At 44.3% G+C, this 25,882-nt stretch carries 37 protein-coding genes; 5 read left to right on the top strand and 32 right to left on the bottom strand.

The genetic code is table 11. The features are described 5' to 3' along the window. Positions 1 to 141: 141 nt before the first annotated feature. Positions 142 to 1,518, bottom strand: coding sequence for a primosomal protein N' (gene priA / locus IH597_05765; GenBank protein ID MBE0661957.1), 1,377 nt, complete (start codon positions 1,516 to 1,518; stop codon positions 142 to 144). Between the two features lie 125 nt (positions 1,519 to 1,643). On the opposite strand from priA, the gene IH597_05760 reads away from it, so the two are divergent. From IH597_05760 to IH597_05740, 5 genes are all read left to right on the top strand, one after another. After that, positions 1,644 to 2,429 carry an MTAP family purine nucleoside phosphorylase gene (locus tag IH597_05760; GenBank protein MBE0661956.1) on the top strand — a complete coding sequence of 262 codons (786 nt, stop codon included), beginning with the start codon at positions 1,644 to 1,646 and terminating at the stop codon, positions 2,427 to 2,429. Then, positions 2,426 to 2,827, top strand: coding sequence for a YbaN family protein (locus IH597_05755; protein MBE0661955.1), 402 nt, complete (start codon positions 2,426 to 2,428; stop codon positions 2,825 to 2,827). Before IH597_05760 ends, IH597_05755 begins: the two co-directional genes overlap by 4 nt. Positions 2,828 to 3,047: 220 nt before the next feature. Next, the gene (locus tag IH597_05750; GenBank protein ID MBE0661954.1) at positions 3,048 to 4,208 is read left to right on the top strand and encodes an endonuclease; all 1,161 of its coding nucleotides are present in this window, start codon (positions 3,048 to 3,050) and stop codon (positions 4,206 to 4,208) included. Between the two features lie 31 nt (positions 4,209 to 4,239). After that, positions 4,240 to 7,446, top strand: coding sequence for a choice-of-anchor J domain-containing protein (locus IH597_05745; GenBank protein ID MBE0661953.1), 3,207 nt, complete (start codon positions 4,240 to 4,242; stop codon positions 7,444 to 7,446). 149 nt (positions 7,447 to 7,595) lie between these two features. After that, positions 7,596 to 9,197, top strand: coding sequence for a fibrobacter succinogenes major paralogous domain-containing protein (locus tag IH597_05740; protein MBE0661952.1), 1,602 nt, complete (start codon positions 7,596 to 7,598; stop codon positions 9,195 to 9,197). A gap of 67 nt (positions 9,198 to 9,264) precedes the next feature. On the opposite strand, the gene eno is transcribed toward IH597_05740, so the two are convergent. The 31 genes from eno to rpsJ form a co-directional block, all read right to left on the bottom strand. Further along, entirely contained in the window at positions 9,265 to 10,554 is a 1,290-nt protein-coding gene (gene eno, locus IH597_05735; GenBank protein MBE0661951.1) for a phosphopyruvate hydratase, read from the bottom strand. A gap of 88 nt (positions 10,555 to 10,642) precedes the next feature. Continuing rightward, positions 10,643 to 11,242, bottom strand: coding sequence for a 50S ribosomal protein L17 (gene rplQ / locus IH597_05730; GenBank protein ID MBE0661950.1), 600 nt, complete (start codon positions 11,240 to 11,242; stop codon positions 10,643 to 10,645). Positions 11,243 to 11,247: 5 nt separating this feature from the next. Next, positions 11,248 to 12,240, bottom strand: a complete 993-nt coding sequence (locus tag IH597_05725) for a DNA-directed RNA polymerase subunit alpha (GenBank protein ID MBE0661949.1) — start codon at positions 12,238 to 12,240, stop codon at positions 11,248 to 11,250. Between the two features lie 45 nt (positions 12,241 to 12,285). Continuing rightward, positions 12,286 to 12,894, bottom strand: coding sequence for a 30S ribosomal protein S4 (rpsD, locus tag IH597_05720; GenBank protein ID MBE0661948.1), 609 nt, complete (start codon positions 12,892 to 12,894; stop codon positions 12,286 to 12,288). A 59-nt stretch (positions 12,895 to 12,953) separates the two neighbouring features. Further along, positions 12,954 to 13,343, bottom strand: coding sequence for a 30S ribosomal protein S11 (rpsK, locus tag IH597_05715; GenBank protein ID MBE0661947.1), 390 nt, complete (start codon positions 13,341 to 13,343; stop codon positions 12,954 to 12,956). Between the two features lie 53 nt (positions 13,344 to 13,396). Continuing rightward, positions 13,397 to 13,777 (bottom strand): 30S ribosomal protein S13, encoded by a 381-nt coding sequence (gene rpsM / locus IH597_05710; GenBank protein ID MBE0661946.1) that lies wholly within the window; start codon positions 13,775 to 13,777, stop codon positions 13,397 to 13,399. A 39-nt stretch (positions 13,778 to 13,816) separates the two neighbouring features. Continuing rightward, the gene (gene rpmJ / locus IH597_05705) at positions 13,817 to 13,933 is read right to left on the bottom strand and encodes a 50S ribosomal protein L36 (protein ID MBE0661945.1); all 117 of its coding nucleotides are present in this window, start codon (positions 13,931 to 13,933) and stop codon (positions 13,817 to 13,819) included. A 43-nt stretch (positions 13,934 to 13,976) separates the two neighbouring features. Continuing rightward, on the bottom strand, positions 13,977 to 14,195 hold the full coding sequence (gene infA, locus IH597_05700; protein MBE0661944.1) for a translation initiation factor IF-1: 219 nt from the start codon (positions 14,193 to 14,195) through the stop codon (positions 13,977 to 13,979). A 20-nt stretch (positions 14,196 to 14,215) separates the two neighbouring features. Next, positions 14,216 to 14,989: a type I methionyl aminopeptidase gene (map, locus tag IH597_05695; GenBank protein ID MBE0661943.1), complete on the bottom strand. Its 774-nt coding sequence runs from the start codon at positions 14,987 to 14,989 to the stop codon at positions 14,216 to 14,218. 14 nt (positions 14,990 to 15,003) lie between these two features. Next, entirely contained in the window at positions 15,004 to 16,365 is a 1,362-nt protein-coding gene (gene secY / locus IH597_05690; GenBank protein ID MBE0661942.1) for a preprotein translocase subunit SecY, read from the bottom strand. Between the two features lie 6 nt (positions 16,366 to 16,371). Then, entirely contained in the window at positions 16,372 to 16,818 is a 447-nt protein-coding gene (gene rplO, locus IH597_05685) for a 50S ribosomal protein L15 (protein MBE0661941.1), read from the bottom strand. A gap of 35 nt (positions 16,819 to 16,853) precedes the next feature. After that, the gene (rpmD, locus tag IH597_05680; protein ID MBE0661940.1) at positions 16,854 to 17,033 is read right to left on the bottom strand and encodes a 50S ribosomal protein L30; all 180 of its coding nucleotides are present in this window, start codon (positions 17,031 to 17,033) and stop codon (positions 16,854 to 16,856) included. 22 nt (positions 17,034 to 17,055) lie between these two features. Next, the gene (gene rpsE / locus IH597_05675) at positions 17,056 to 17,574 is read right to left on the bottom strand and encodes a 30S ribosomal protein S5 (protein ID MBE0661939.1); all 519 of its coding nucleotides are present in this window, start codon (positions 17,572 to 17,574) and stop codon (positions 17,056 to 17,058) included. Between the two features lie 6 nt (positions 17,575 to 17,580). Then, complete coding sequence (rplR, locus tag IH597_05670) at positions 17,581 to 17,943, bottom strand: 50S ribosomal protein L18 (GenBank protein MBE0661938.1); 363 nt, start codon at positions 17,941 to 17,943, stop codon at positions 17,581 to 17,583. Between the two features lie 50 nt (positions 17,944 to 17,993). Continuing rightward, complete coding sequence (gene rplF / locus IH597_05665; protein MBE0661937.1) at positions 17,994 to 18,548, bottom strand: 50S ribosomal protein L6; 555 nt, start codon at positions 18,546 to 18,548, stop codon at positions 17,994 to 17,996. Positions 18,549 to 18,564: 16 nt separating this feature from the next. Continuing rightward, a complete protein-coding gene (gene rpsH / locus IH597_05660; GenBank protein MBE0661936.1) occupies positions 18,565 to 18,963 on the bottom strand; it encodes a 30S ribosomal protein S8 in 399 nt (132 codons plus the stop codon). A gap of 34 nt (positions 18,964 to 18,997) precedes the next feature. After that, positions 18,998 to 19,267, bottom strand: coding sequence for a 30S ribosomal protein S14 (gene rpsN, locus IH597_05655; GenBank protein ID MBE0661935.1), 270 nt, complete (start codon positions 19,265 to 19,267; stop codon positions 18,998 to 19,000). Positions 19,268 to 19,270: 3 nt separating this feature from the next. Continuing rightward, positions 19,271 to 19,825, bottom strand: coding sequence for a 50S ribosomal protein L5 (rplE, locus tag IH597_05650; GenBank protein ID MBE0661934.1), 555 nt, complete (start codon positions 19,823 to 19,825; stop codon positions 19,271 to 19,273). Next, a complete protein-coding gene (gene rplX, locus IH597_05645; protein ID MBE0661933.1) occupies positions 19,825 to 20,151 on the bottom strand; it encodes a 50S ribosomal protein L24 in 327 nt (108 codons plus the stop codon). Before rplX ends, rplE begins: the two co-directional genes overlap by 1 nt. Positions 20,152 to 20,165: 14 nt before the next feature. Beyond that, entirely contained in the window at positions 20,166 to 20,534 is a 369-nt protein-coding gene (rplN, locus tag IH597_05640) for a 50S ribosomal protein L14 (GenBank protein MBE0661932.1), read from the bottom strand. Positions 20,535 to 20,536: 2 nt separating this feature from the next. Continuing rightward, a complete protein-coding gene (rpsQ, locus tag IH597_05635) occupies positions 20,537 to 20,794 on the bottom strand; it encodes a 30S ribosomal protein S17 (protein MBE0661931.1) in 258 nt (85 codons plus the stop codon). 18 nt (positions 20,795 to 20,812) lie between these two features. Then, positions 20,813 to 21,019 (bottom strand): 50S ribosomal protein L29, encoded by a 207-nt coding sequence (gene rpmC / locus IH597_05630; protein MBE0661930.1) that lies wholly within the window; start codon positions 21,017 to 21,019, stop codon positions 20,813 to 20,815. 36 nt (positions 21,020 to 21,055) lie between these two features. Further along, positions 21,056 to 21,484, bottom strand: coding sequence for a 50S ribosomal protein L16 (gene rplP / locus IH597_05625; GenBank protein MBE0661929.1), 429 nt, complete (start codon positions 21,482 to 21,484; stop codon positions 21,056 to 21,058). A 33-nt stretch (positions 21,485 to 21,517) separates the two neighbouring features. After that, entirely contained in the window at positions 21,518 to 22,282 is a 765-nt protein-coding gene (gene rpsC / locus IH597_05620) for a 30S ribosomal protein S3 (GenBank protein MBE0661928.1), read from the bottom strand. Between the two features lie 45 nt (positions 22,283 to 22,327). Next, complete coding sequence (rplV, locus tag IH597_05615; protein ID MBE0661927.1) at positions 22,328 to 22,762, bottom strand: 50S ribosomal protein L22; 435 nt, start codon at positions 22,760 to 22,762, stop codon at positions 22,328 to 22,330. A gap of 12 nt (positions 22,763 to 22,774) precedes the next feature. Then, positions 22,775 to 23,053: a 30S ribosomal protein S19 gene (rpsS, locus tag IH597_05610; GenBank protein ID MBE0661926.1), complete on the bottom strand. Its 279-nt coding sequence runs from the start codon at positions 23,051 to 23,053 to the stop codon at positions 22,775 to 22,777. A 43-nt stretch (positions 23,054 to 23,096) separates the two neighbouring features. Continuing rightward, on the bottom strand, positions 23,097 to 23,921 hold the full coding sequence (gene rplB, locus IH597_05605; protein ID MBE0661925.1) for a 50S ribosomal protein L2: 825 nt from the start codon (positions 23,919 to 23,921) through the stop codon (positions 23,097 to 23,099). Between the two features lie 12 nt (positions 23,922 to 23,933). Further along, a complete protein-coding gene (gene rplW, locus IH597_05600) occupies positions 23,934 to 24,224 on the bottom strand; it encodes a 50S ribosomal protein L23 (GenBank protein MBE0661924.1) in 291 nt (96 codons plus the stop codon). A gap of 33 nt (positions 24,225 to 24,257) precedes the next feature. Further along, a complete protein-coding gene (gene rplD / locus IH597_05595) occupies positions 24,258 to 24,884 on the bottom strand; it encodes a 50S ribosomal protein L4 (protein ID MBE0661923.1) in 627 nt (208 codons plus the stop codon). Next, a complete protein-coding gene (rplC, locus tag IH597_05590; GenBank protein MBE0661922.1) occupies positions 24,875 to 25,504 on the bottom strand; it encodes a 50S ribosomal protein L3 in 630 nt (209 codons plus the stop codon). Before rplC ends, rplD begins: the two co-directional genes overlap by 10 nt. A 42-nt stretch (positions 25,505 to 25,546) precedes the next feature. Further along, positions 25,547 to 25,852 carry a 30S ribosomal protein S10 gene (gene rpsJ, locus IH597_05585; protein MBE0661921.1) on the bottom strand — a complete coding sequence of 102 codons (306 nt, stop codon included), beginning with the start codon at positions 25,850 to 25,852 and terminating at the stop codon, positions 25,547 to 25,549. Positions 25,853 to 25,882: the final 30 nt, after the last annotated feature.

Genomic DNA, 25,882 nt, shown 5'->3' with positions numbered 1-25,882 from the left:
CCCCAAGCCCCAAGCCCAAAGCCCAAAGCTCAAAATCCAAAATCCAAAGTTAAAAACCCAAAATCCAAAATTTCAAATTCAAAACAGATTTCATTTGTGGAATAACGAATCTTAAATCTGGAATTTTGAATTAATAACTCCCTACACCGGATCTACATCCACCACAACCCTCACCTGCTTGTGTTCTGTTGTTTTTAAGAAGACTTCAATCATTGATCTGATTTTTTGTTTTGATTCAGCCAGGGTAGCGTCGCGCTTTAATTTGATCAGGATTTCTTTGATATAGTAATTCCTGATCCGCGAGACAACAGGGTATTCGGGTCCAAGGATTTGCTTCGGAAATTCTTTTCTGAGAGCACGCGCAAGTTCAGCGGCAGCCTTATTGAGTGGATCCGGTTCTTTATGCTTCAGCGAAAGCTTCACGAGGCGTGAGTAAGGCGGATAATTGAACTGACGGCGCTCGGCTATCTGAACCTGGTACATGCCTTCATAGTCATTGTCAATCACAAGTTTGATAACCGGATGTTGCGGATTTCGGGTTTGGATCACCACTTTGCCTTGCTTGTTTTTTCGTCCGGCCCTCCCGCTTACCTGCGCCATCATCTGGTAGCTGCGCTCAAAGGAACGGAAATCGGGGAAGCTGATCATATTATCAGCATTCAGGATGCCTACCAGGCTTACATTGTCGAAATCGAGGCCTTTGGTCACCATTTGTGTACCGGTGAGCACATCCACCCGCCTTTCTTCAAAATCGCTGATGATGCGATGGTGGGCGTGTTTGCTGCGGGTTGTATCCAGGTCCATCCGGGCAATACGGATTTCAGGATAAAGCAATGCCAGTTCCTCCTCCACTTTTTCGGTTCCGAACCCAATGAGGTTCATTTCGGGATGCTCGCATTTGGGGCAACGGTGCGGTACCGGTTCGCTATAACCGCAATAATGGCATTTGAGATGCTTTTCGCGCTTGTGGTAGATCAATGTAACATCGCAGTGGCGGCAATCCGGAATATGATGACAGGCCGTACATTCCATGCGAAGGGAAAATCCCCGGCGGTTCTGAAAAAGAATGACCTGCTCTTTGTTGGCCAAAGCCTGATCCAGCGCCGCAAGCAACACTGGACTGAAATGACTTTTCATTTGTTTCAGGCGGGTGGCTTCCTTGATATTGGCAATCTGCACTTCAGGTAAAAGTATGTCGCCGAAACGTTTGTTGAGCGTCACCAGCTCATATTTCCCATGTTTGGCATTGAAATAACTTTCAAGCGCCGGGGTTGCCGAACCAAGCAAAATATTGGCCTGATGCTGATGTGCCAGGTAAATTGCCGCATCGCGGGCATTGTAGCGGGGGTTGGGGTCGTATTGTTTATAAGAACTGTCGTGTTCTTCATCAATAATTACCAAACCCAGTTTACTGAATGGTAGGAACAAGGCCGAGCGCGCACCCAGGATGATGCTGTGCGAGGGAAAAGACAAGATATTTTCATCATTCTTTATTTCTCCATTTCTCCATTTCTCCATTTCCACTTGTCTCTTCGTCTCCTAGTCTCTTGTCTCTTGTCTCTTATCTCTTGTCTTTTGTCTCTTGTCCCACCCCGCTCCTCTATTTTGATTATTTTCGCAAATCTGTTTCAAAATAATATAACATGAGTGTTAAGGGCATTAAGCCGGCTTTGATTGTTGGATCGGGTCTTGAGAATTTCAATTTCCTTAATAACTGGAAAGAACTTGAGGTTGACACGCCTTATGGAGCGCCATCAAGCACATTGTTTTCCGGAATGTTTCAGCAAATGGAAGTGCTCATTCTTTCCCGGCATGGACGTGAGCATACTATTCCGCCGTCGCAGGTAAATAACCGGGCCAATATATGGGCGTTGAAGGAAGCAGGTTGCACACATATCCTGGCTGTTTCGGCTTGCGGAAGTTTACGGGAGCAGATTGAAACGGGCGATATCATTTTCCCGGATCAGTTCATTGATTTCACCCGCCACCGTGCCATCACCTTCTTCGAATCTTTTGAACCCCATCAACCCAGGCATTTTGCCATGCCCGACCCGTTTGATGCCACCCTGAAAGAAATCCTGGCTGAAGCGGCAGAACGCCTTGGCATCAGACATCATAACCAAGCCACTGTGATCACAATCGAAGGGCCGCGGCTGAGCACCCGCGCCGAATCGCACATGTTTCGAAGCTGGGGTGCCGACATCATCAATATGAGCACAGCCCCTGAAGTAATACTGGCCAACGAACTCCAAATCCCTTACGCCCTGGCAGCCCTCAGCACCGACTACGATGCCTGGCGCGAAAACGACAAAGCAGTAAGCTGGGAAGAAATTGTGACAGTTTTCCGGCAAAATATAAACAAGGTCAGTAAGTTGTTGTTAGATGTTTTAGCCTTACTCAGCGATCGCAATATGCGAGGTGCAAAATGACCCAAACCAAAAGATATAATTCCCCGCTGGTTCGCTATTTGCTTATTTTCATGGGCAGCATCTCTGTGGGATTGGCGGTGCTGGGAATTGTTTTACCTGTATTGCCAACCACTCCTTTTCTTCTTTTTGCCGCCTGGTGCTATGCCCGAAGCAGTACACGGTTTTATGTATGGTTGATGACCCACAGGCTATGGGGAAAGTACCTGCGCGATTATACTTCCGGCAGAGGGGTTCCGGTTAAAGTGAAAGTGTATGCAATAGTGCTGCTTTGGATAACCATACTGAGTTCAGTCATTTTCGCGATTGATAAATTATGGTTGCAGATTTTACTGATTGCAATTGCGTTGGGTGTAAGCATCCACATTTTAAGGATCAGAACCCTCAGGCAGGGTAAGTAAAATATTTTCTTCGCTTCCTGCCTCAAAGTATGGAACTCCCGTATAATATGCTACACCCATCGGATCAGTATTGTTAAAGTGGTTGCCTGTAATGTGAAAGTACAATATTAAAAGTCCTTTGAAGGCTTAAAAAAATATCAAACAGGAACTGTTTTTTAATAATCCGTTAACCTTCTTCACGTAAATTCTGGCTATCTTGCGGCATCTTTTATTAGCTTTTATGAACCTTACCCGTATTGCCATTACTTTCATCTATACACTGGTTTTTGCTACGCAATTGCTGGCCCAGGCTCCGCCAGGTTATTACAACAATGCATCAGGCTTATCGGGCGAAGCATTAAAAACCGCCCTGTATCATATTATAAAAAACCATGCGGTAATTTCGGAAGCAGCCATCTGGAATCATTTTGTTAACACCGACGCCAAAGCCAATGGCAAGGTTTGGGATATGTATTCTGATAATCCTAACGGTTCGCCACCTTATGAATACACTTTTATAAGCGACCAGTGCGGCAATTACGATGAAGAGGGTGATTGTTACAACCGCGAACATTCCTTCCCGATGAGCTGGTTTGCGGATGCCTCGCCCATGAGCACAGATCTTCACCACATTTATCCTACTGATGGCTTTGTAAACGGCATGCGGTCTAACTATCCTTTTGGTGATGTTAACAACGCTTCGTGGACTTCAATGAATGGCAGTAAACGCGGTTCAAATTCCGATCCGGGTTATAACGATATTGTGTTCGAACCCATTGATGCATACAAGGGTGATTTTGCCCGAACCTATTTTTACATGGCCACGCGCTATGAGAACCTGATTGCAGCCTGGAAAACAAATACACCGCAAGCCAATGGCGTCCTTGATGGCAATTCCTATCCGGCTTTCAAAACCTGGTATGTTGAACTGCTGGTTTCCTGGCATCTGGCCGATCCTGTTTCAGCCAAAGAAATTGCGCGCAACAATGCTGTTTACACCATTCAGGGCAACCGCAACCCTTTTATTGATGAACCTGCTTATGTTCAGCTTGTCTGGGGTGGCGAGTTTGAAACTGAGCCTTTGAACCATGTCAGCAATTTCACGGCACAACTTATTACACTCAACTGGACTGATGCAGCTGGCCCGACCCAACCCGATGGCTATCTTGTACGCATGAACAATACAGGCTTTGAAAATATCAGTTTGCCGGAAAACGGTTTGCCTGTCGCGGACGATTTCTGGAATAGGAACGTCGGTTTTGGGGATCAAAGTTGTACCTTTGGTGATCTGAACCCGGAAACCACATATTATTTTATGGTTTTCAGCTTCCGTGGCAGCGGCGCCGGAATTATTTATAAAACCGATGGACTCATTCCTCAAATAAACATACAAACCAATTAATCTTTAATTTATCAACCAAAACCCGATTATTATGAAAACACGTACAATTTTAAGAACGCTGGTCCTGATGGCAGGGCTGGTATTTTATGCCCTGAATGGATGGGGGCAGATTATTAGCCAATATGTTGAAACCAATAGCGGAACTGTTCCCAAAGGAATTGAAATCTGGAATAACACTGAAAATACGCTGGATTTTTCCGTTAATAACCTTATTATTCAACAGGGAACCAACGGGGCAGCATTAAACGATTTAGCTGGAACATTGGTAAACTCAGGCTCTTTAGCGCCTGGTGCCGTCATGGTTATCGGAACAACTGACATGGGAACTTATCTCACTGACCAGGGTCTAACCTCTGTGACTTTTGTTTCGTTTACTTTTGTTTTTAATGGTGACGATGCTTTAGCAGTTAAATATGGAGGAATAATTACTGATGTTTTTGGTACACCGGAGTTTGATCCGGGGTCTGCCTGGACAGGTAACGGAGTTTCCACTGCAAATCAAAACATTCAATTAAAGAGCGGTATTACAACCGGAGATCTGGTTGGATGGAGCGATCCCAGTATAAGATTTGAAACAGTATCAACTAATCCAGTTGGCATAGGAGGACTAGAAGGTTTTGGAATAGCACCAGTATCAGCGGAAGATCCGGTCATAACAGTTGACCCGGTTGTACTCAGCGGATTTGAATACCTGTTGGGTGAAGGCCCATCAGATGAACAATTCTTCACTGTTAGCGGTGCGGCTTTAATAGACGATATTAGCCTTACAGCGCCAACCAATTATGAAATATCAGAAACAAGCGGATCTGGATTTAACAATTCTATTGTTTTAATGGAGGTGGATGGAACTGTTAGCGAAACAACCATTTATGTCAGACTAAAAGCTGGCCTGGCAATCGGGGAATACAATAACGAAGCAATAACACTTTCTTCAACAGATGCAACCGAAAAGACTGTAACATTAAATGGTGAAATAAGAGAAATTGCTACTACTACACTGCCTTATGGAGAGACTTTTGATGCAGATTTGGGTGATAGTTATGCTTATAGTGTTTTGGGTAATACCAGATTCTGGAATTGGAATTTAGGTGGCTGGGCACAAATGAATGGTTTCGGTAGCGCAGAGACTGAGGAAGACTGGCTGATTCTGCCAGGGATTAATCTCAACAATTATTCGGGAGAAATAATGACATTTGAAAGCTGGAAAAGATTTGGAAGCGATGATGCCAATAATTACCTTAAACTTCTATACTCTACAGATTATACCGGGACTGGTGACCCAAGCGCTGCATCATGGAATGAACTCACTTTTACGCAACCTGCTGTCGAGCAAGTCTGGACTCCATCAGGAGACGTTGACCTTTCTGGAATCTCAGGCACATCAGTATGGATTGCTTTTAAATATCGCTATGAATTCGGAAATTACCGCTTATGGCAAATTGATAATATTGTGATACAGGAAGTTTCAGTTGAAAACCCCGTTTCATTTGCTGCCACTACTATAAATTCAAACCAGATCAACCTGGATTTCGAAATCAATGCCAGTGGCGATGATGTAGTTATCGTTTACAATTCAACCGGCATTTTTAGCGATCCTTCCGGCGATCCCCCCGCCATTAACGATCCTTTTGCAGGTGGAACATTGTTTTATTACGGAACCGAATCGCCACAGATACATAGCGGGCTCGCAGCCGAGGAAACGGTTTATTATCGTGCATTTTCTTACGATAAGGAATTTTACTCACCGGGATTGAATGCCAATGCAACAACCTATGCCGTTGAACCCAGTAATCATGTTACAGGCTTATCAGCCACTGCCAACTCAGCCAGTTCTATTACCGTTGCCTGGACTGATTCCGATGCAAGCGGTTACCTGATCAAAGGAAGCACAGTTGATTTTAATGATATTACAGCGCCTGTTGATGGTATTTCAGAGGCTGATGGAGCTTTGGTTAAAAATGTAGCAGCAGGAGTTGAAAGCCATGAATTTACCGGACTTGCAGCCAGCACGGAACATTTCTTTAAAATATTCCCCTATAACGGAGTTGGCGCTGCCGTCAATTATAAAACCGATGGAACTATCCCGGAAGCAAGCGCTACAACGTTAGATCCGCCTCCACCGCCCTATGTAGATGTTCTACTACGTCCACAGCAAATAGATTTATCTGCAACCACCTCTCAAAGTGCTGTTTTGATGGAAATTGGAAATTATCCTACAGATGATGTCAGATATAGATTGTATAATGGAAGCAACCAATACAATTGCTGGGATGGAACTGAATATATTTCTTCATTTTCATACTCAGTAGGGCCACAGGTTCCAGGTACGCCAACAACTTCAGCAAAGTTCTGGATACTCTTTGAGCGCGGAAACAATAATAGCACGGCAGCAAGCTACCGCGACAGATTAGGCCCGCTCTATCCTTCCAATTATCAAACTGAAGCATTGCCAGCCGCTACCGCAATGGTAACGCCTTATGATATCAGCCTTAGCATTCCTTTTACAGGAACATACGCTTTGGATGTAAAATATGTTGTTCTCGGATTTGATGCAGAAGTAGATGGAAACTTAATCAGCGCCACTTCGTCTGATCTGACCACCGGTGACTTTGTGTTAAAAGCTGATGAAGGCACAATTATCAGGCGCATTGAAGTACGAACCGTTCTGGATGTTCTTGTGGATGAGTTAATTGGTGAGTGGCCGTCAGCAGTTCCGGAAAACCGCACAGTTGATGGAATCACACTTGGCGTTGACGATACAGAATGTTACGATGCTACCAACAATATTACTGTTACGAACACTACCATTGGAAACGGCGCCAGCGTTGAGTTCAGGGCTGGTGTAAATATCATTCTTGGCGATGGGTTCAGTGCTGTGGAAGGATCATACATGCTTGCCACCATTACGGATGTTTATTGTACGCTGCCACCGGCAATGCTTGCTTCTGAAGAGATCATTGTACCGGAAATACAGAATGCAATTGATGAGCTGGAAACCACTTTCAAAGTTTATCCAAATCCAAGTTCAGGTGTATTTGCGCTGGAGCTTTCAGGTTTGGAACAAACGGAAAAGGTTACAGTTGAAATCTATGGGATGATGGGCGAACGCGTATTGCAGAGTGATTTGTCCGGTTCGCAAATTTATCAGTTTGATATGAGCGCAATGCCAAGAGGTGTTTACATCCTGCGCATCATGCACAGTGGCCAGGCTGAGATACAAAGGATTATTAAGCAATAAATACTGATTATCTTAAAAGATTAACCCTGACAGATTCCAATAACCTGTCAGGGTTTTTACATATACTTGTTTTTGATTTATTGTTGTTGTATTTTTGTGAGCGTGTGAAGTTTCTAGCTTATTGTATTGGAAATTTAAACCACCCGTTCATGAAATTCAAAGCTTCCATAGTATTGCTGCCAGCTTTTCTGCTCTTTTTCTCAGCATGCAGGAAAGATTCTTCGGTTCCTGAAATCTCTACCCTTACAGTTCAGAACCTAAGTTATTATTCAGCAAACTGCGGAGGCATGGTTACTAATGATGGCGGATCTGAAGTTACTCTGAGAGGTGTATGCTGGAGTACTCAGCCCAGTCCAACTATAAACGATGATACTACAGTCAATACTGGCGACCAGCACCATTTCATATCTGAACTACCTGGTTTAACCCCATCAACCACTTATTTTGTGCGGGCTTATGCCATCAATTCAATTGGTACAGGCTATGGCAAGGTTGTAGAGTTCAGTACATTGAAGGGAACTGTTCCGGAATTACTCACACACCAGGTAAGCCAAGTTTATTCCATGCAGGCCGATGTGGAAGGAGAGGTTATCTCTGACGGAGATCTTGCCATAACCGAACGGGGTATTTGCTGGGGAACTGGACCTTTTCCCTCCATCAATTCCGACAAAATAGCTGCTCCTGGAAGCAGCACCAGGTTCACTGCCACAATCAAAGGATTATTACCAACAACCACTTATTACGCCAGAACCTACGCCATCAATCAGGCAGGAGTAGGTTATGGTGAACCGCTCGAATTTACAACTCCTGAAACGGAGCCATTGCCCGAGGTTCTGACAAAACCCGCGCAAAAAATAACGCAATGGTCAGCAGTAGGTGTGGGTGAAATAATTAATGAAGGGTCATTACCCATAAGTGAACGTGGAGTTTGCTGGGGTACTTCGCCCAATCCTGAAAGAACTATTAACTTCAAGGTGGACTTAACCGGCTCCGACCTCTTTTCAGTAAAAATTGATTATCTGAAACCAGTCGCAACCTACTATATCCGGGCTTATGTTATAAGTATTACCGGCATTATTTACGGAAACCAGCAGATTTTCAGCACAATTGCCATCGGTGCTGCCTGCCCTGAAAGCCCGGCGGTAAGTGACATTGATGGGAACGTATATCAAACCGTTCAGGTTGGCGATATATGCATTTTCAAGGAAAACCTGAAAACCACAAAGTTCAGTAATGGCGATCTCATAACTTATTCAGACGCCTTCATAAACCAGCCTTCTTATACATGGTATGCTAAGAACCTGGAAAACAAACATAAATACGGGGGACTTTACAACTGGTATGCTGTATCAAGTGAAAATGGATTATGTCCTGAAGGTTGGCATATCACGGATAATCATGAATGGAATTCAATTGCTGCCTTTGCAGGTTTTGTTGCCATCCAAATGAATGTCCCTGATGGAACCTCGGTTCTTAAAAGCACGCTTACCGAACCAGACCCTCATCCCCGTTGGAACGCAGGTGGAGTCCCCACGAATGATTTACTTGGGTTTTCCGCTCTCCCGGGTGGTGCGCGATTTAGTGCTTCATGGAGTTATAACTGGTTAGGAAGTTCGGCATATTTCTGGTTATCAGATGATGTGAATGAAAATTCGGCCCTGGCACGGAATATTTCAAATTATTGGATCCAAATCTTTTCTACCGGAGGGTATAAGACCTACTTTATGAGCGTTCGATGTGTAAAGGACTGATTACAAGAAAATACCCCGTTAAAGCCTGAAACCTTAACGGGGTATTACAAATAAATTCAACTCAATACTACCTCATAAACTTGAAATTCTTGCCAAGATACTGGGCGGAATTACCAAGGATTTCTTCAATACGGAGCAATTGGTTATACTTTGCAATGCGTTCGCTGCGGCAGGCTGAGCCGGTTTTGATCATTCCGGTTTTCAGGGCAACGGCCAGGTCTGCGATGGTTACATCTTCGGTTTCGCCGGAGCGGTGGCTGATCACCGAAGTATAATGATTGCGATGTGCCATTTCAACGGCTTCAATGGTTTCAGTCAGTGTTCCAATCTGATTCACTTTAATAAGAATGCTGTTGGCAACTCCGGTATCAATGCCACGTTTAAGGCGTTGGGTGTTGGTAACAAAAAGGTCGTCACCAACCAGTTGGATCTTCTTACCCATTTTATCGGTCATCAGTTTCCAGCCATCCCAGTCGTCTTCGGCCATTCCATCTTCGATTGAAATGATGGGATATTTTTCGACCCATGCATTCCAGTAATCTACCATTTGAGCCGGAGTAAGCTTATCGCCTGTTGATTTGTGGAGGTGGTAAACATTTTCTTCGGTTAAGAAGTACTCTGAAGATGCTGGATCGAGTGCGATAAAGATGTCCTGGCCAGGTTTGTAACCAGCTTTTTCAATAGCTTGCAGGATTACAGTAACCGCTTCTTCGTTTGATTTCAGGTTCGGGGCAAAACCGCCTTCATCACCTACATTGGTAGAATAGCCTTGCTTTTTCAAAACCGCTTTCAGGTGGTGAAATACTTCGGCGCCCATGCGGATGGCCTGACTGAAAGTTTCTGCTCCCACAGGCATGATCATGAATTCCTGGAAGTCAATGCTGTTATCGGCATGCGAACCGCCATTGAGGATATTCATCATGGGGATCGGAAGTAAATTGGCGTTCACACCACCAATATAACGGAACAGATATTGACCCGATTCCTGGGCTGCAGCATTGGCAACAGCCAATGATACGCCGAGGATCGCATTGGCGCCCAGGTTTGCTTTGTTTGGTGTGCCGTCAATTTCAATCATGCGGCGGTCAATCTCAATCTGATCCGTCACGTAATAACCTTTCAGCTCTTCGCTGAGGATGCCATTCACGTTTTCAACTGCATTCAGAACTCCTTTGCCGAGGTAGAGGCTTTTGTCATCATCGCGCAGTTCAACTGCTTCGTGAATACCTGTTGAAGCGCCTGAAGGTACGGCGGCACGGCCAACAATACCGTTTTGGGTAAATACTTCTACTTCGATGGTCGGGTTGCCACGCGAGTCTAAAATCTGGCGGGCATGTAAATTCAAAATTGAACTCATGAGTTTTATAATTTAGGGTTATTTAGCGAAAAAGGGACAAGGCAAGTATTCGCCTGTCCCAGTTTTCAAATGTAAAAAGTATATCAACTTATTTTTTTTCCTCTTCAGTTTCCTCAGTAGTTTCTGATTGTTCATCAGATACTTCTTCGGCAACAGGCGTTTCCTGAATGTCTTCGGCAACCATTTCTTCTTCCTCAACTTCAGGTTCAGCAACAGGGGCTTTCTTCGATTCAGCCGGTTTCACAGCATCTTCGGTTTTTTTCTTTCCGGCACCTCTTCTGCGGCGCGATGCCTTGGCTTTGGCTTCTTCCTTGGTTCCGAGCAGGTTTTCATTATAGTCAACCAACTCAATCAGGCACATTTCGGCATTATCACCCAGTCGTGTACCTGTTTTCAGGATGCGGGTATAACCTCCCGGCCTGTCGGCAACCTTCACTGATATTTCCCTGAAAAGCTCGGTGATCGCTTCCTTATTTTGCAGGTAGCTGAACACCACCCTGCGCGAATGGGTTGAATCGTCCTTTGATTTTGTAATCAGCGGCTCAACATACACACGAAGGGCCTTACCTTTGGCAAGGGTTGTATTGATGCGTTTGTGCAGGATCAGCGAAGTAGCCATATTTGCAAGCATGGCATGGCGGTGAGCACTTTTCCGACCTAATTTATTAACTTTCTTTCCGTGTCTCATCTCAATTAGTCCTTATCTAATTTATATTTTGAAATATTCATTCCGAACTCAAGGCTTTTTGATTTCACCAGGTCTTCCAACTCGGTAAGTGATTTTTTTCCGAAGTTGCGGAATTTCAACAAGTCGTTTTTGTTGTAGGCAACCAGTTCGCCAAGGGTTTCAACATCAGCCGCCTTCAGGCAATTGAGCGCCCGAACCGAGAGATCCATGTCAACCAGTTTGGTTTTCAATAATTGGCGGATATGAAGTGTGTTTTCATCAAATTCTTCACTCACGGCTTTTTCTTCGGTATCAATTGTAATTTTCTCGTCACTGAAGAGCATGAAGTGATGAATGAGGATCTTTGCTGCTTCTTTCAAAGCATCCTTGGGGTTGATTGAACCATCGGTGCGAAGCGTAAACAGAAGCTTTTCGTAGTCAGTTTTTTGTTCGACCCGGAAATCCTCAACCACAAATTTCACATTCTTGATCGGTGTGTGAATGGAGTCAATCGCAATGGTGCCAAGGTGTGCGTCAGTATCCCTGTTTTCGTCGGCAGGAACATAACCACGGCCTTTGTTAATCAGCATTTCGAAGGTAACCTTTACGGTTGGATCCATATGGAAAACAACAATGTCAGGATTCAGAACCTGGAAAACCGAAAGGTATTTATTGATATCGCCGGCTTTAAAAGTATCGCGTCCGGTAATTGTAAAGTTGATTTTTTCAAGTTCTTCGTTCTCGTTGAGGCGTTTGAACCTGATTTGTTTGAGGTTGAGTATAATTTCGGTAACATCCTCAATTACTCCTTTGATGGTAGAGAACTCCTGTTCAACACCTTCAATCCGAATAGAGGTAATGGCATAACCCTCAAGTGATGAGAGTAAAACCCTTCGCAAGGCATTGCCTATGGTCAAACCAAATCCTGGTTCCAATGGACGAAATTCGAATGTGCCTTCAAACTCATCCGATTCATTCATAATTACCTTATCGGGTTGCTGAAATGGTAGTATAGCCATGATTTCGCTGTATTGTGTTGATATAAAAAAAATAGGAACAGATCATTATTTTGAATACAACTCAACGATGAGCTGTTCTTTAATATTTTCAGGAATATCCTGACGTTCGGGATAGTTTACAAACTTTCCGGCCATCAGGTTGCCATCCCATTCCAGCCATGAATAAGGGTTGCCACGTCCTGAGAGTGAGTTCTGGATTACTTCCAGTGATTTCGACCGCTCTCTTACGGCAACGACATCACCCGGGCGAAGTTGGTACGACGAAATATTTACAACCTCGTTGTTCACAAGAATATGCTTGTGCGAAACCAACTGCCGGGCAGCGCTGCGTGAAGGTGCAATACCCAAACGGTACACTGTATTATCGAGCCTCGATTCAATAAGCTGGAGCAATACTTCACCGGTGATCCCTGCTTTTTTGCTGGAAGCTTTCTGGAAAATGTTTCTGAACTGGCGCTCGAGAATACCATAGGTATATTTCGCCTTTTGTTTTTCCATCAACTGAAGGGCGTACTCCGATGTTTTTCCTCTCCGGCGGCTGTTTCCATGCATGCCGGGGGGATAATTCTTTTTCTCAAACGAACGGTCAGGGCCGAAAATAGGTTCCCTGAATTTACGTGCTATTTTTGTTTTTGGGCCAATGTATCTTGCCATGCTAACTTTTGTTTATACTGTTCAATTATACATGCCTGCTTGCGCAGGGCATCATTATTTTATACTCTTCTGCGTTTGGGTGGGCGGCAACCATTGTGTGGCAATGGTGTAACGTCAACGATCTCCACCACTTCAATACCTGCTGAGTGGATCGTACGAATTGCTGATTCTCGACCTGCGCCCGGGCCTTTCACATATACCTTAACTTTTCTCAAACCAAGGTCATAAGCCACTTTTGAACAATCAGTGGCAGCCATTTGAGCGGCATAGGGAGTATTTTTCTTCGATCCCCTGAAACCCATTTTTCCGGCTGATGACCAGGAAATAACCTGGCCTCCATCGTTGGTCAATGTTACAATCACATTGTTAAACGATGCGGTAATAAATGCTTTACCAATGGGTTCAACTCTTACGACCCTTTTTTTCGACGATTTAGTGCTTTTTGCCATATCACTTATATTTCTATCTTCTTAATTACTAATGTTAGAGGCAGAACTATCTACTAGCCTTTAGGTGCCTTCTTTTTGTTGGCAACGGTTTTTTTCCTGCCTTTTCGTGTACGGGCATTGTTCTTGGTGCTCTGACCACGCACCGGCAAGCCGATACGGTGACGGATGCCACGATAAGAACCAATATCCATCAAACGCTTGATGTTCATCTGAACTTCTGAACGCAAGGCGCCTTCCACCTTAAAGTGGTCGTTAATGATGGTACGGATACGGTTTTGCTCGTCGTCGTCCCAGTCCTGAACTTTTTTATCCCACGATACTTCAGCATCGGTAAGGATTTTTTGGGCATTGCTTCGGCCTATTCCGTAGATGTAGGTAAGCGCAATTTCGCCCCGCTTATTCTTTGGTATATCTATACCTGCAATTCTAGCCATAGAACTATTTGATTTGGTATCAGTTAATTTTCAATTTTATTATCCCTGACGTTGTTTGTACTTTGGGTTCTTTTTATTGACAATATAAACCCTTCCTTTACGACGTACGATGATGCAGTCGGGAGTTCTCTTCTTAACGCTGGCTCTGATTTTCATTCTCTTGATCGTTTTTAGTATTCACTCTGCAAGCAAGTCCTTATTATTTGTACCGGTATATGATCCTGCCTTTGGTAAGGTCGTAAACTGACATTTCAACTTTAACCTTGTCGCCCGGAAGGATCTTAATGTAATGCATCCTCATCTTCCCTGAAATATGTGCAGTGATAATGTGTCCATTCTCCAACTCAACGCGGAACATTGCATTACCAAGCGATTCCAATACAACACCATCTTGCTCGATAGCTTGTTGTTTTGCCATATTAATTCAGGTTTCTGATTTTAATTATTTAACACTATATCTATTTCTTCAAAACTCGATAAAACTTCAGCCTTGTCTTTTCTAACCGCGATAGTATGCTCGTAATGGGCCGAGGGCTTTCTGTCGAGCGTACGTATTGTCCATCCATCTTTTTCCTGCATTACATGCCTTTTTCCAAGGTTGATCATAGGCTCAATCGCAATCACTATTCCTTCGGTAAGCAAAACGCCTTGTCCTTTCTTCCCGTAATTGGGCACATCAGGCGATTCATGCAGATGCTTTCCAACGCCATGACCGATCAATTCCCTCACTATTCCGTAACCCATCGGGCTAACGTGCTGCTGTATTGCATTCCCGATGTCTCCGATGCGCTTTCCGATAACGGCCTGCTCAATGCCTTTGTAAAGCGCCTCCCTGGTTGCCTTCATCAGTGCCAGTACTTCGGGTTTAACATCTCCAACAGCGAATGTGAACGCCGAGTCACCATAATACTCATCCAGCAGAACACCACAATCAATTGAGACTATGTCACCGTCAAGCAGTCGCCTCTTACCAGGAATTCCATGAACAACATCCTCGTTTACTGAGATGCATAATGTTCCGGGAAATCCCCTGTAACCTTTGAACCCTGGTTTTGCACCATGATCGCGGATACATCTTTCCGCAATCCCATCCAGTTCGAGCGTGGTCACACCGGGTTTGATATGCCGGGCTACTTCAGCTAAAGTTTTACCAACAAGCAAAGAACTCTTTTTAATGAGCTGTATCTCTTCTTCCGTTTTGAGATAAATCATTACTTCATTTTCCTTTATCCGCTAACACTGAATGATGATCTTCCTTTAATTCGCCCCGATTTGGTTAATCCATCGTAGTGGCGCATCAAAAGATGGCTTTCAATCTGTTGCAGTGTATCCAGCACAACACCTACCATAATCAGCAGTGAGGTGCCTCCAAAAAATTGTGCAAACTGCGCGTTCACTCCCATCAGGCTGACAAATGCCGGCATAATGGCAACAAAGGCAAGGAAAAATGATCCCGGTAAGGTAATCCTTGACATGATTGTGTCCATGAACTCAGCAGTCTTCTTTCCGGGTTTTACACCGGGTATAAAACCTCCGTTCTTCTTCATATCGTCTGCCATCTGATTGGGATTGATGGTAATAGCCGTATAGAAATAAGTAAAGAGGATGATCATGATTGCAAATACAAAATTATACCAGAACCCATTCATGTTTGAAAACGTTGAAAGGAAGCCTGTCATGGTTTCTGATTCGGCAAAACCAGCCAGTGTCAACGGTAGGAACATCAATGCCTGTGCAAAGATGATTGGCATAACGCCAGCAGCGTTCACTTTTAATGGTATGTATTGACGAACACCGCCATACTGCTTGTTTCCAACAATGCGTTTGGCGTATTGAACCGGCACCCTTCGAGTGCCCTGCACAAGCAAGATACATAAAAGGATGACTATAACCAGGATGACTAATTCGATGAGGAACATCACCAAGCCTCCTCCTTGTTGTTCCATGCGTGATAAAAATTCTGCAGCAAGCGAAAAAGGCAAACGGGCAATAATACCGATCATAATAATGAGCGAAATACCATTTCCAATTCCCTTATCGGTAATCTTCTCACCCAGCCACATCACAAAGAGGGTTCCTGAAATGAGTATAATGATAGTTGACACCCAGAAAAAGGTAGTGGGAGTAGTAACTGCAGGATCAAAAGGTGTAACAGCTTCCGGTGGTAATTGAGCAATCATATTGCCAATATAAGCCGGAGCCTGGAAACCGGTAATAATAACGGTGAGGTACCTGGTTATCTGGTTAATTTTGCGACGGCCGCTTTCACCTTCTTTCTGTAATTTCTGGAAATAAGGTATGGCCATCCCAAGTAACTGGATAACAATGGAAGCCGAGATATAGGGCATGATCCCGAGGGCAAAAATTGATGCATTCGAGAAAGCGCCGCCTGAAAACATATCCAGCAAGCCAAGCAGGCCGGATGATGTTTGCCGTTGCAGGTTCACCAACTGATCGGGGTCAACACCGGGCAGAACAATATAACTACCCAGCCTGTAGATCAAAATAATCCCCAGCGTGTAGAGAATCCTCTGGCGGAGTTCCTCAATTTTATAGATGTTCCGGATGGTATCAATAAATCTTTTCATTCAGATTTAGATTTTAGTGGCGGTTCCACCGAGTGATTCAATAGCCTTGATTGCAGAGGCTGAAAAAGCATGCGCAGTAACATCGAGTTTTGCAGTGAGTTCACCACGACCGAGGATCTTAAAAAGATCTCTTTTACCAACAATACCGTTTTCAATCAATACCTCAGGCGTGATTACCTGAACATTGTTTTTTTCGGCTATGAGTTGGAGTGTATCAATATTAATACCCCGGTATTCAACCCTGTTTGGGTTCTTGAACCCAAATTTCGGAACCCGGCGGAACAATGGCATCTGGCCACCTTCATGACCAAATCTGCGGCTGTATCCACTGCGCGATTGCTGGCCTTTGTGTCCACGGCCTGCGGTATCGCCGTTCCCACTGCCTTCTCCGCGACCGACCCTTCTTGTCTGCTTGACCGATCCTTTTGCTGGTTTGAGATTACTTAAATCCATGTTTGTATAATTTCTTTATCGTTTAGCAACTAAGGTTATATTTCTTCAACCTGAATCAAATGGTTCACTTTTTTAACCATTCCAAGAATTTGAGGGGTTGCCTCAACTTCAATGGTTTGATGCATGCGGCGGATGCCCAGGGCTTCGAGTGTCCGTTTCTGACGAAGCGGGTAACCGATGCCACTTTTTGTTTGTTTTATTTTCAGCTTTTTCATTTCCGGAAGTTTAAGCTATTGATTAGCCGTTAAAAACTTTACTCATACTTATTCCACGAAGCTGTGCCACCGTATAAGGATCTTTCATCTCAAGCAACGCATTGATGGTAGCTTTTACCACCGAGTGTGGATTGGATGATCCTTTGGATTTTGCCAGCACGTCTTTAACGCCAACACTTTCCAGTACAGCACGCATAGCGCCGCCGGCAATTACCCCGGTTCCGGGAGCAGCTGGTTTCAGAAACACATTGGCACCGCAATACTTGCCGGTTTGCTCATGTGGTACTGTACCTTTCAGCACATGGATTTTTACCAGGTTCTTTTTTGCATCGTCAATGCCTTTTGCAATGGCAGCAGTTACTTCTTTGGCTTTTCCAAGCCCGTGGCCTACTACTCCGCTTTCGTTTCCTACAACAACAATGGCTGAGAAGCTGAAAGTACGTCCTCCCTTGGTCACCTTGGTTACCCTTCGGATACTAACCAGGCGATCCTTCAGTTCAATTTCGCTTGATTTTACTCTTTTTGTATTCACGTTGGACATAATGTTTTAGAATTTAAGGCCCGCTTTTCTGGCAGCTTCCGCCAGCGATTTGACCCGTCCATGATATAAATAACCATTCCTGTCGAACACCACGGTGTTTATACCGGCTTCGATCGCTTTGGTGGCTACCAGCTCACCAACCAGGCTTGCCTGGTCAATCTTGTTGACTTTTTTGTCAGCAATGGTAGCTGCCCTCGACGATGCTGAGATCAGGGTTTGTCCTGCTGCATCGTCAATAACCTGAGCATAAATTTGCTTGTTACTGCGAAAAACAGTCAGGCGAGGCTGTTCGGGAGTTCCCTTTATTACCTTGCGGATCCGCATTTTGATCCGGTTTCTTCTGAATTCCTTGAAATTTTTTGTAGCCATTCTACATTGTTCATTTAGGGCCCGATTTCTGCCGGACCAATTAACTAACTTTATTTGGCTGCTGTTTTACCAGCTTTCTTACGTATTTCTTCACCGGCAAAGCGGATACCTTTACCCTTGTAAGGTTCAGGCTTCCTGAGTGAACGGATTTTAGCCGCCACCTGGCCAATCAATTGTTTATCTGCACACTCCAGAATAATGGTTGGGTTCTTACCTCTTTCGGTGATGGTCTGAACCTTGATCTCTTCGGGAAGTTCCATAACAATGTTGTGAGAATATCCGAGCGCTAATTCAAGCACATTGCCGTTGTTTGTTACTTTATAACCAACACCAACCAGTTCCTGGGTGATTTTAAATCCTTCAGAAACGCCTTTTACCATATTCCAGATAAGGGAACGGTAAAGGCCATGCATTGATTTATGTCGCTTCTGTTCTGTATGCCTCTCTAAAACAATATTGCCATCATCAACTTTAACGGTGATGCCTGGATCAACAGTTTGCTTGAGGGTTCCATGACTGCCTTTTACGGTTACAATATTGTTACTTGAAACATCTATTGTTACGCCGGCAGGAATAGCTATTGGTAATTTTCCGATTCTTGACATTCTTCTGGCCTCCTTATTAACTAACGTAACACAATACTTCGCCGCCAATTTTCTTCACACGGGCTTCTTTGTCGGTCATAACACCCTGCGATGTTGTAAGAATGGCAATACCCATTCCGTTCATAACCCTTGGAAGGGTATGTGAGTCGGAGTATTGGCGTAAACCGGGGCTGCTTATTCTTTCCAGTTTGGTGATGGCAGGCTGTTTGGAAACAGGATGGTATTTAAGGGCAATTTTGATTGTGCCCTGCCGGCCATCGTCTTCAAACTTATAGTTCAGGATATAGCCTTTTTCAAAGAGGATTTTTGTCATCTCCTTTTTGATGTTCGATGCAGGAACTTCAACAATCCTGTGATTGGCCATCACGGCGTTCCTTATTCGAGTCAGATAATCTGCAATTGGATCGGTAATCATGAGATTTTATTATTATTTCAAATTAATGCCTTATTTACCAACTGGCTTTGGTGATTCCGGGGATTAATCCATTGAGTGCCATCTCGCGGAAATTTATACGCGAAACGCCAAACAAACGAATGTAACCTTTGGGTCTGCCAGTGATTTTACAACGGTTATGCAAACGAACGGGCGAAGCATTTCTGGGAAGCATCTGCAAACCATAATAGTCTCCTGCGGCTTTCAGTGCTGCACGCTTTTCAGCGAATTTTGCAACCATGCGCTGCCTCTTTATTTCTCTTGCTTTAATTGATTCTTTTGCCATGGGTTATTTCTGATTTTTAAAGGGTAAACCAAATTCTTTGAGTAATGCCAGGCACTCGTTATCAGTATTGGCAGTAGTCACGAAAGTGACATCCATCCCATTGATCTTGGCAATCTTATCAATATTGATTTCCGGGAAAATGATCTGTTCGGGAATTCCGAGTGTGTAGTTGCCGCGGCCATCAAATCCTTTTTCGTTGATACCGCGGAAGTCGCGGATACGTGGAATGGAAACTGAAATGAGCCTGTCGAGGAATTCATACATACGTTCGCGGCGAAGTGTGACCCTCGTGCCAATAGGCATGCCCTTACGCAGTTTGAAGTTGGAGATGTCCTTCTTTGATTTTGTAGGAACCGCCTTTTGTCCTGAAATCATGGTCATTTCGTTGAGGCCGCTATCAATCAGTTTTTTGTCGGTGATAGCATCACCAAGACCCTGATTGATGCAGATTTTCAGCAATCGCGGAACCTGCATCGGGCTTTTATACTTGAACTGTTCCTGCATGGCAGGAATGATTTCGGCCTGGTACTTTTGTTTTAATCTTGCCTGGTATTCCATTACTTGATTACCTCCCCTGATTTTTTAGAAATACGAACCGCTTTGCCTGATTTTTCATCCACTTTACGTGCTGTGCGGGTAGGTTTTCCGCTACCATCAACCACCATAAGGTTCGAAAGGTTAACAAATGATTCTTTTTTAATGATGCCACCTTTAGGGTTTTTGGCATCGGGCCTGGTATGTTTTGATACCAGCGCTATTCCTTCAACGATGGCGCGGTATTTACCTGCATCTACTTCCAGGACTTTTCCCTGTGTTCCTTTGTAGTCGCCGGAGATTACCATTACGTTATCGCCTTTTTTGATATGTAATTTCTGTTGTGTCATAGTACACTGCTCAATTAAAGCACTTCTGGTGCCAATGATACGATCTTCATGTATTGTTTTTCCCTAAGCTCGCGGGCAACCGGCCCGAAAATACGGGTGCCTGACATTTCGCCTGCGGCATTCAGCAGCACCACTGCGTTATCGTCGAAACGGATATAGGAACCATCGTTGCGACGAATTTCCTTTTTGGTTCTGACCACAACGGCCTTAGCTACTGTTCCCTTTTTAATGTTGCCCGATGGAAGGGCGTTTTTTACCGTAACGATAATTTTATCGCCAATGGATGCGTACCTGCGTTTGGTTCCACCGAGCACCCTGATGCAGAGTACTTCTTTGGCGCCGCTGTTATCGGCAACATTTAATCTTGATTCCTGCTGTATCATAATTATTTTACTCTTTCAATGATTTCGACTAGCCTCCAGCATTTGTCCTTGCTCAGCGGACGGGTTTCCATGATGCGCACGGTATCACCAATCTGGCATTCGTTCTGTTCGTCGTGGGTCATAAACTTTGATGACTTTTTAACGTACTTGCCATACTTGGGGTGACGAAGCCGGCGCTCAACGAGCACAACAATGGTCTTGTCCATTTTATTGCTGACTACAAGACCTGTCTTTTCTTTTCTTAATTTCCTGATTTCCATCGTTTAGCGATTAAACATTTATGATTTTGCCCGTTGGTCAAGCTGTCTTTTCCTTAACTCGGTCTGGAGCCTGGCAATGGTTTTCCTGTAATCCTTGATCTTGTTAGGATTCTCCAAAGGAGAAACAGAATGGTTTAACTTGAGCCTGACAATCTGTTTGCGCTCTTCTTCCAGCCTTTCAATAATGTCGGGGGTGGAAAGTTCTATGATTACTGACTGTTTCATATTTATCGTGTCTTATCCGTTTTTGCCTGGAAAAGGCTATATAGTTTCTTCAACATAATCGCGCCGTACCACAAACTTGGTAGCTATCGGAAGTTTTTGTGCAGCAAGCCTCATGGCTTCTTTTGCTACTTCCAGCGAAACACCTTCGGCTTCGAAAAGAATGCGGCCAGGGGTGATGGGAGCAACGAAATATTCAGGAGCGCCTTTACCTTTACCCATACGTACTTCGGCGGGTTTTTTGGTTACCGGCTTATCGGGGAAAATTCTGATCCAGATTTGTCCTTCACGTTTCATAAAACGTGTCACGGCCTGACGTGCTGCCTCAATCTGACGACCGGTAATCCATGCTTCTTCCAGGGTTTTGATACCAAAGGAACCGAAAGCCAGCTGGTTTCCACGCATGGCATTGCCCTTCATTTTGCCCTTCTGCATCTTTCTGTACTTGGTCTTTTTCGGCTGTAACATTATAGTAAGGAATTAAGGTTATTTAATTTTAAATTATCTGGTCCTGCGGCGTGCTCCGCCTTTGTCCCTGTCCCTGTCTCTGTCGCCACCACCTGGCCTTCCGCCCCTTGAGCGCTGAGGTGCTGATGTTTTAGGTTTCTGTGAGCTTTCAGTTGCTGGTGAAAGATCGGGCTTGCCGTAAATTTCTCCTTTACAGATCCAGACTTTAATACCAATACGACCGTAGGTTGTATGTGCTTCGGCTGTAGCGTAGTCAATGTCGGCCCGCAAAGTATGCAATGGGATGCGGCCTTCTTTATACTGCTCGCGGCGGGCCATTTCAGCGCCACCCAAACGGCCACCAATCAAAACTTTAATACCTTCTGCTCCGATGCGCATGGCTGAAGCAATGGAAGTTTTAATGGCCCTGCGGTGCGAAATCCTGCCTTCAATCTGGCGGGCAATGGTTTGACCTACAATTACAGCATCAATTTCGGGGCGCTTAATTTCCGAGATATTGATCTGAATTTCTTTCCCGGTAAGTTTCTTAAGCTCTTCTTTCAGCTTGTCAACTTCCTGTCCGCCCTTGCCAATAATTATACCGGGGCGTGCAGTATTGATGGTCACGGTAACAAGCTTCAGTGTACGTTCAATTATGATCCTTGAAACGCCGGCTTTAGCCAGACGGGCATTGAGGTATCTGCGGATTTTTTCATCCTCCACCAATTTCCCCTCGAAGCTTTTTCCGCCATACCAATTGGAATCCCATCCTTTGATGATTCCTAACCTAAGACCGATCGGATTAGTTTTTTGTCCCATTAAACAGATTATTTATTTGTGCTGCCTTCAGGCAAAATTGTTTGTTTATTCTTGAGTTTTATTTTCTGTTTCTTTTACCGGAATTTCAACCCTGCTTCCCAATACCAGGGTAACATGGTTCGAGCGTTTGCGAATCCGATGTGCGCGTCCCTGGGGAGCAGGCCTGATCCTTTTCAGAACCCTGCCGGCATCAGCTTGTATTGTTTTTACAAACAAACTGCTGTCTTCTATTCTAACGCCTTCATTCTTTACCTGCCAGTTTGCCATTGCTGACAAGAGGAGTTTGCGAACGCGAACTGCCGGTTCTTTCGGGCAGGTTTTCAGAATATAAAGAGCCTGGTCAACATCCTTTCCACGGATGAGGTCAATGACCAATCGCATCTTTCTTGGCGATGTTGGCACATTGCCCAGGCGGGCATAAGCAATTGTCTTCTTCTCTTCCTTACGGCGCTCTGCGCTGATATTTTTTCTTGATCCCATTATTCTTGTCCTTTATTTTTTGCCTTTATCTTTACTTCCAGCATGACCTCTAAAAATACGGGTGGGTGCAAATTCTCCCAACTTATGACCAACCATGTTTTCAGTCACATAAACAGGGATAAACTTGTTGCCATTATGAACAGCGATTGTCTGCCCGACAAAATCGGGAATTATCACCGAACTCCTGGACCATGTTTTGATCACAGTTTTCTTTTTACTCTCGAGCATGCCCATCACTTTCTTCTCGAGTTTATGATTTAGGAAAGGGCCTTTTTTCAGCGAACGGCTCATTTGTATCTGTGTTTAATATTATAGAGCAATATTATACTATTGATTATTTCTTCCTTCTTTCAAGGATATACTTGCTTGACGCCTTCTTTTTTGAACGTGTCTTGAAGCCCTTGGCCGGGATACCATTGCGTGATCTTGGATGACCACCTGTTGCCCTGCCTTCGCCACCACCCATAGGGTGATCAACCGGGTTCATAACAACGCCACGTACGCGGGGCCTGCGGCCAAACCAGCGGCTACGTCCTGCCTTGCCAGACTTTTCGAGGCTATGGTCAATATTTGAAGCCATACCCACGGTTGCTTTACATGTCTGCAATATCATCCTGCTCTCACCTGAGGGCAGTTTAATTATTGCGAACTTTCCATCGCGCGACATCAACTGTGCTGATGAACCTGCACTGCGTGCCATCTTTGCTCCTTGTCCGGGTCGCAACTCAATATTATGAATTACTGTTCCGAAAGGAATCTCACTCAGGAACAAAGTATTGCCAACGTCGGGGCTTACGCCTTTTCCGGAGGAAACAGTTTGTCCTACTTTTAATCCATGAGGCGAAACGATGTAACGTTTTTCTCCGTCGGCATATACAAGTAATGCAATGCGGGCAGTACGCAGCGGATCGTATTCGATCGTTTTAACTACTGCCGGAATACCATCTTTGTCGCGCTTGAAGTCAATTAACCTTAATTGTTGCTTATGACCTCCACCGATATAACGCATGGTCATTCTTCCCTGGTTGTTACGGCCCCCGGATTTCTTGCGGGGAACCAGTAAACTCTTTTCGGGTTCCATGGTCGTAATGTCATCAAACGCGCTGATGACCTTGAAGCGCTGACCGGGTGTTGTCGGTTTGAATTTCTTTAAAGCCATTTATCTTAATTTCTAAATGTTGCTATAAAAATCAATTGTTTGTCCCTGGGCTAATGTGATAATAGCCTTTTTGAACGCTGATGTACGTCCGGAAATGAATCCACGTTTTGTAAAGCGCGATTTGTTCTTGCCGCTGTAATTCATGGTGTTCACATCCTTGACATCAACACTGTACAGATCTTCAACAGCCTTCTTGATCTGAAGCTTGTTGGCTGCTTTGCGCACAACAAAGCCGTAGCGTTGCAATCGCTCGCCCTGGGCTGTCATTTTCTCTGTTACTATAGGTTTTACTATGATGCTCATCGTGATGAGGTTTATGAGTTGTTAATTTGCTGTTTAAGCCAATACCTGTTCAAGTTTGCCAAGCGAGCTCTCGAAAAAGAACATGCTGTGTGCATTGAGTATATCGTAGGTGTTAAGGCTATCGGCCAACACAACTTTTGTATTGGGAATGTTCCTTGACGAAAGAAAAAGTCCGGTATTGGATTCGGGAACCACAAACAGAACCTTTTTACCTTGCACTTTGAAAACATTGATCATCTCAATCACACTCTTTGTTTTTGGAGTTTCGAAAGTGAAATCCTCGACAACAACAATGCTATTGCTCTGTGCCTTGTAGCTCAATGCGCTTTTGCGTGCAATCTTTTTCAGCTTCTTGTTGAGCTTGAAAAAATAGTCGCGGGGATGTGGGCCAAAAACCCTGGCTCCACCACGAAGCAACGGCGATTTAATACTTCCGGCCCTGGCTGTACCAGTTCCTTTCTGGCGTTTCAGTTTGCGGGTGCTTCCTGAAATCGTAGATTTTTCGAGACTGCTATGAGTGCCTTGACGTTGATTGGCCATATATTGTTTGGCATCAAGATACAGGGCATGATCATTTGGGGTAACGGCGAAGATTTCGTCATTCAGCGTTACAGTCCTGGTGGTCTTCTCACCTTTAATGTTATATACTTCTAGCTCCATCTTTCAACTATTACGTATGATCCTTTGGCTCCGGGTATTGAACCCTTCACAATAATAAGATTCTTTTCTGGCAAAATTCGTACTACCTGCAGGTTGATCATTTTGGTACGGTTGCCACCCATGCGGCCGGCCATACGCATTCCTTTAAAGACCCGCGAAGGATAGGATGATGCTCCAATTGAACCGGGGGCTCTCAAACGGTCGTGCTGGCCGTGTGATCCTTGTCCAACACCGGCGAATTTATGACGCCTTACAACACCCTGAAAACCTTTACCTTTTGAAACACCCACAACGTCAATGAACTCACCTTCAACGAAAATATCTACTGTAACAAGGTCGCCAAACTTTTTCTGGTGACCAACTTCGAAACGGGTAAACTCAGCAACCATTTTCTTTGGGGTCGTACCGGCTTTCTGGAAATGTCCAAGCAAAGCCTTGGTAGTGTGCTTCTCTTTTTTCTCGTCGTACGACAACTGGATGGATTCATATCCATCTACGTCTTTTGTCTTAATCTGGGTAACCACACACGGTCCTGCTTCAATAACAGTGCAGGGCACATTTTTGCCTGCAGCATTAAAAATGCTGGTCATCCCGATTTTTTTACCTATAATTCCTGACATCTCTTCTTCTTTTTATTCGGTTAACGAAGCCTTAACAATCAATTATACTTTAATCTCCACTTCAACACCACTTGGAAGTTCCAGCTTCATCAAAGCATCAATCGTTTTGGATGTGGTGCTGTAAATATCAAGCAATCGCTTGTAGGTGCATAACTGAAATTGGTCCCTCGATTTCTTGTTTACAAAGGTGGACTTTAGCACCGTAAAGATCTTTTTGTTTGTAGGCAAAGGAATAGGCCCATTTACCACTGCACCTGTTGACTTTACAGTTTTTACAATCTTTTCGGCTGATTTATCCACCAGATTGTAATCATAGGACTTTAATTTAATTCTGATCTTTTGGCTCACGTTTGTATGTTTTATTTATTGAGTTCAAAA

Source organism: Bacteroidales bacterium (assembly GCA_014860575.1).
In the GTDB taxonomy this organism is placed as follows: Bacteria; Bacteroidota; Bacteroidia; order Bacteroidales; family JAAYJT01; genus JAAYJT01.
The sequence above is the reverse complement of the archived record's forward strand: the minus strand, read 5'-3'. Positions and strand labels throughout refer to the sequence as shown.

Excerpts from the sequence above, each read along its gene's own strand:
- priA (MBE0661957.1), bottom strand. The coding sequence starts at position 1,518 with ATGGAGAAATGGAGAAATGGAGAAATAAAGAATGATGAAAATATCTTG.
- IH597_05760 (MBE0661956.1), top strand. The coding sequence starts at position 1,644 with ATGAGTGTTAAGGGCATTAAGCCGGCTTTGATTGTTGGATCGGGTCTT.
- IH597_05755 (MBE0661955.1), top strand. The coding sequence starts at position 2,426 with ATGACCCAAACCAAAAGATATAATTCCCCGCTGGTTCGCTATTTGCTT.
- IH597_05750 (MBE0661954.1), top strand. The coding sequence starts at position 3,048 with ATGAACCTTACCCGTATTGCCATTACTTTCATCTATACACTGGTTTTT.
- IH597_05745 (MBE0661953.1), top strand. The coding sequence starts at position 4,240 with ATGAAAACACGTACAATTTTAAGAACGCTGGTCCTGATGGCAGGGCTG.
- IH597_05740 (MBE0661952.1), top strand. The coding sequence starts at position 7,596 with ATGAAATTCAAAGCTTCCATAGTATTGCTGCCAGCTTTTCTGCTCTTT.
- eno (MBE0661951.1), bottom strand. The coding sequence starts at position 10,554 with ATGAGTTCAATTTTGAATTTACATGCCCGCCAGATTTTAGACTCGCGT.
- rplQ (MBE0661950.1), bottom strand. The coding sequence starts at position 11,242 with ATGAGACACGGAAAGAAAGTTAATAAATTAGGTCGGAAAAGTGCTCAC.
- IH597_05725 (MBE0661949.1), bottom strand. The coding sequence starts at position 12,240 with ATGGCTATACTACCATTTCAGCAACCCGATAAGGTAATTATGAATGAA.
- rpsD (MBE0661948.1), bottom strand. The coding sequence starts at position 12,894 with ATGGCAAGATACATTGGCCCAAAAACAAAAATAGCACGTAAATTCAGG.
- rpsK (MBE0661947.1), bottom strand. The coding sequence starts at position 13,343 with ATGGCAAAAAGCACTAAATCGTCGAAAAAAAGGGTCGTAAGAGTTGAA.
- rpsM (MBE0661946.1), bottom strand. The coding sequence starts at position 13,777 with ATGGCTAGAATTGCAGGTATAGATATACCAAAGAATAAGCGGGGCGAA.
- rpmJ (MBE0661945.1), bottom strand. The coding sequence starts at position 13,933 with ATGAAAATCAGAGCCAGCGTTAAGAAGAGAACTCCCGACTGCATCATC.
- infA (MBE0661944.1), bottom strand. The coding sequence starts at position 14,195 with ATGGCAAAACAACAAGCTATCGAGCAAGATGGTGTTGTATTGGAATCG.
- map (MBE0661943.1), bottom strand. The coding sequence starts at position 14,989 with ATGATTTATCTCAAAACGGAAGAAGAGATACAGCTCATTAAAAAGAGT.
- secY (MBE0661942.1), bottom strand. The coding sequence starts at position 16,365 with ATGAAAAGATTTATTGATACCATCCGGAACATCTATAAAATTGAGGAA.
- rplO (MBE0661941.1), bottom strand. The coding sequence starts at position 16,818 with ATGGATTTAAGTAATCTCAAACCAGCAAAAGGATCGGTCAAGCAGACA.
- rpmD (MBE0661940.1), bottom strand. The coding sequence starts at position 17,033 with ATGAAAAAGCTGAAAATAAAACAAACAAAAAGTGGCATCGGTTACCCG.
- rpsE (MBE0661939.1), bottom strand. The coding sequence starts at position 17,574 with ATGTCCAACGTGAATACAAAAAGAGTAAAATCAAGCGAAATTGAACTG.
- rplR (MBE0661938.1), bottom strand. The coding sequence starts at position 17,943 with ATGGCTACAAAAAATTTCAAGGAATTCAGAAGAAACCGGATCAAAATG.
- rplF (MBE0661937.1), bottom strand. The coding sequence starts at position 18,548 with ATGTCAAGAATCGGAAAATTACCAATAGCTATTCCTGCCGGCGTAACA.
- rpsH (MBE0661936.1), bottom strand. The coding sequence starts at position 18,963 with ATGATTACCGATCCAATTGCAGATTATCTGACTCGAATAAGGAACGCC.
- rpsN (MBE0661935.1), bottom strand. The coding sequence starts at position 19,267 with ATGGCAAAAGAATCAATTAAAGCAAGAGAAATAAAGAGGCAGCGCATG.
- rplE (MBE0661934.1), bottom strand. The coding sequence starts at position 19,825 with ATGGAATACCAGGCAAGATTAAAACAAAAGTACCAGGCCGAAATCATT.
- rplX (MBE0661933.1), bottom strand. The coding sequence starts at position 20,151 with ATGACACAACAGAAATTACATATCAAAAAAGGCGATAACGTAATGGTA.
- rplN (MBE0661932.1), bottom strand. The coding sequence starts at position 20,534 with ATGATACAGCAGGAATCAAGATTAAATGTTGCCGATAACAGCGGCGCC.
- rpsQ (MBE0661931.1), bottom strand. The coding sequence starts at position 20,794 with ATGGAAATCAGGAAATTAAGAAAAGAAAAGACAGGTCTTGTAGTCAGC.
- rpmC (MBE0661930.1), bottom strand. The coding sequence starts at position 21,019 with ATGAAACAGTCAGTAATCATAGAACTTTCCACCCCCGACATTATTGAA.
- rplP (MBE0661929.1), bottom strand. The coding sequence starts at position 21,484 with ATGTTACAGCCGAAAAAGACCAAGTACAGAAAGATGCAGAAGGGCAAA.
- rpsC (MBE0661928.1), bottom strand. The coding sequence starts at position 22,282 with ATGGGACAAAAAACTAATCCGATCGGTCTTAGGTTAGGAATCATCAAA.
- rplV (MBE0661927.1), bottom strand. The coding sequence starts at position 22,762 with ATGGGATCAAGAAAAAATATCAGCGCAGAGCGCCGTAAGGAAGAGAAG.
- rpsS (MBE0661926.1), bottom strand. The coding sequence starts at position 23,053 with ATGAGCCGTTCGCTGAAAAAAGGCCCTTTCCTAAATCATAAACTCGAG.
- rplB (MBE0661925.1), bottom strand. The coding sequence starts at position 23,921 with ATGGCTTTAAAGAAATTCAAACCGACAACACCCGGTCAGCGCTTCAAG.
- rplW (MBE0661924.1), bottom strand. The coding sequence starts at position 24,224 with ATGAGCATCATAGTAAAACCTATAGTAACAGAGAAAATGACAGCCCAG.
- rplD (MBE0661923.1), bottom strand. The coding sequence starts at position 24,884 with ATGGAGCTAGAAGTATATAACATTAAAGGTGAGAAGACCACCAGGACT.
- rplC (MBE0661922.1), bottom strand. The coding sequence starts at position 25,504 with ATGTCAGGAATTATAGGTAAAAAAATCGGGATGACCAGCATTTTTAAT.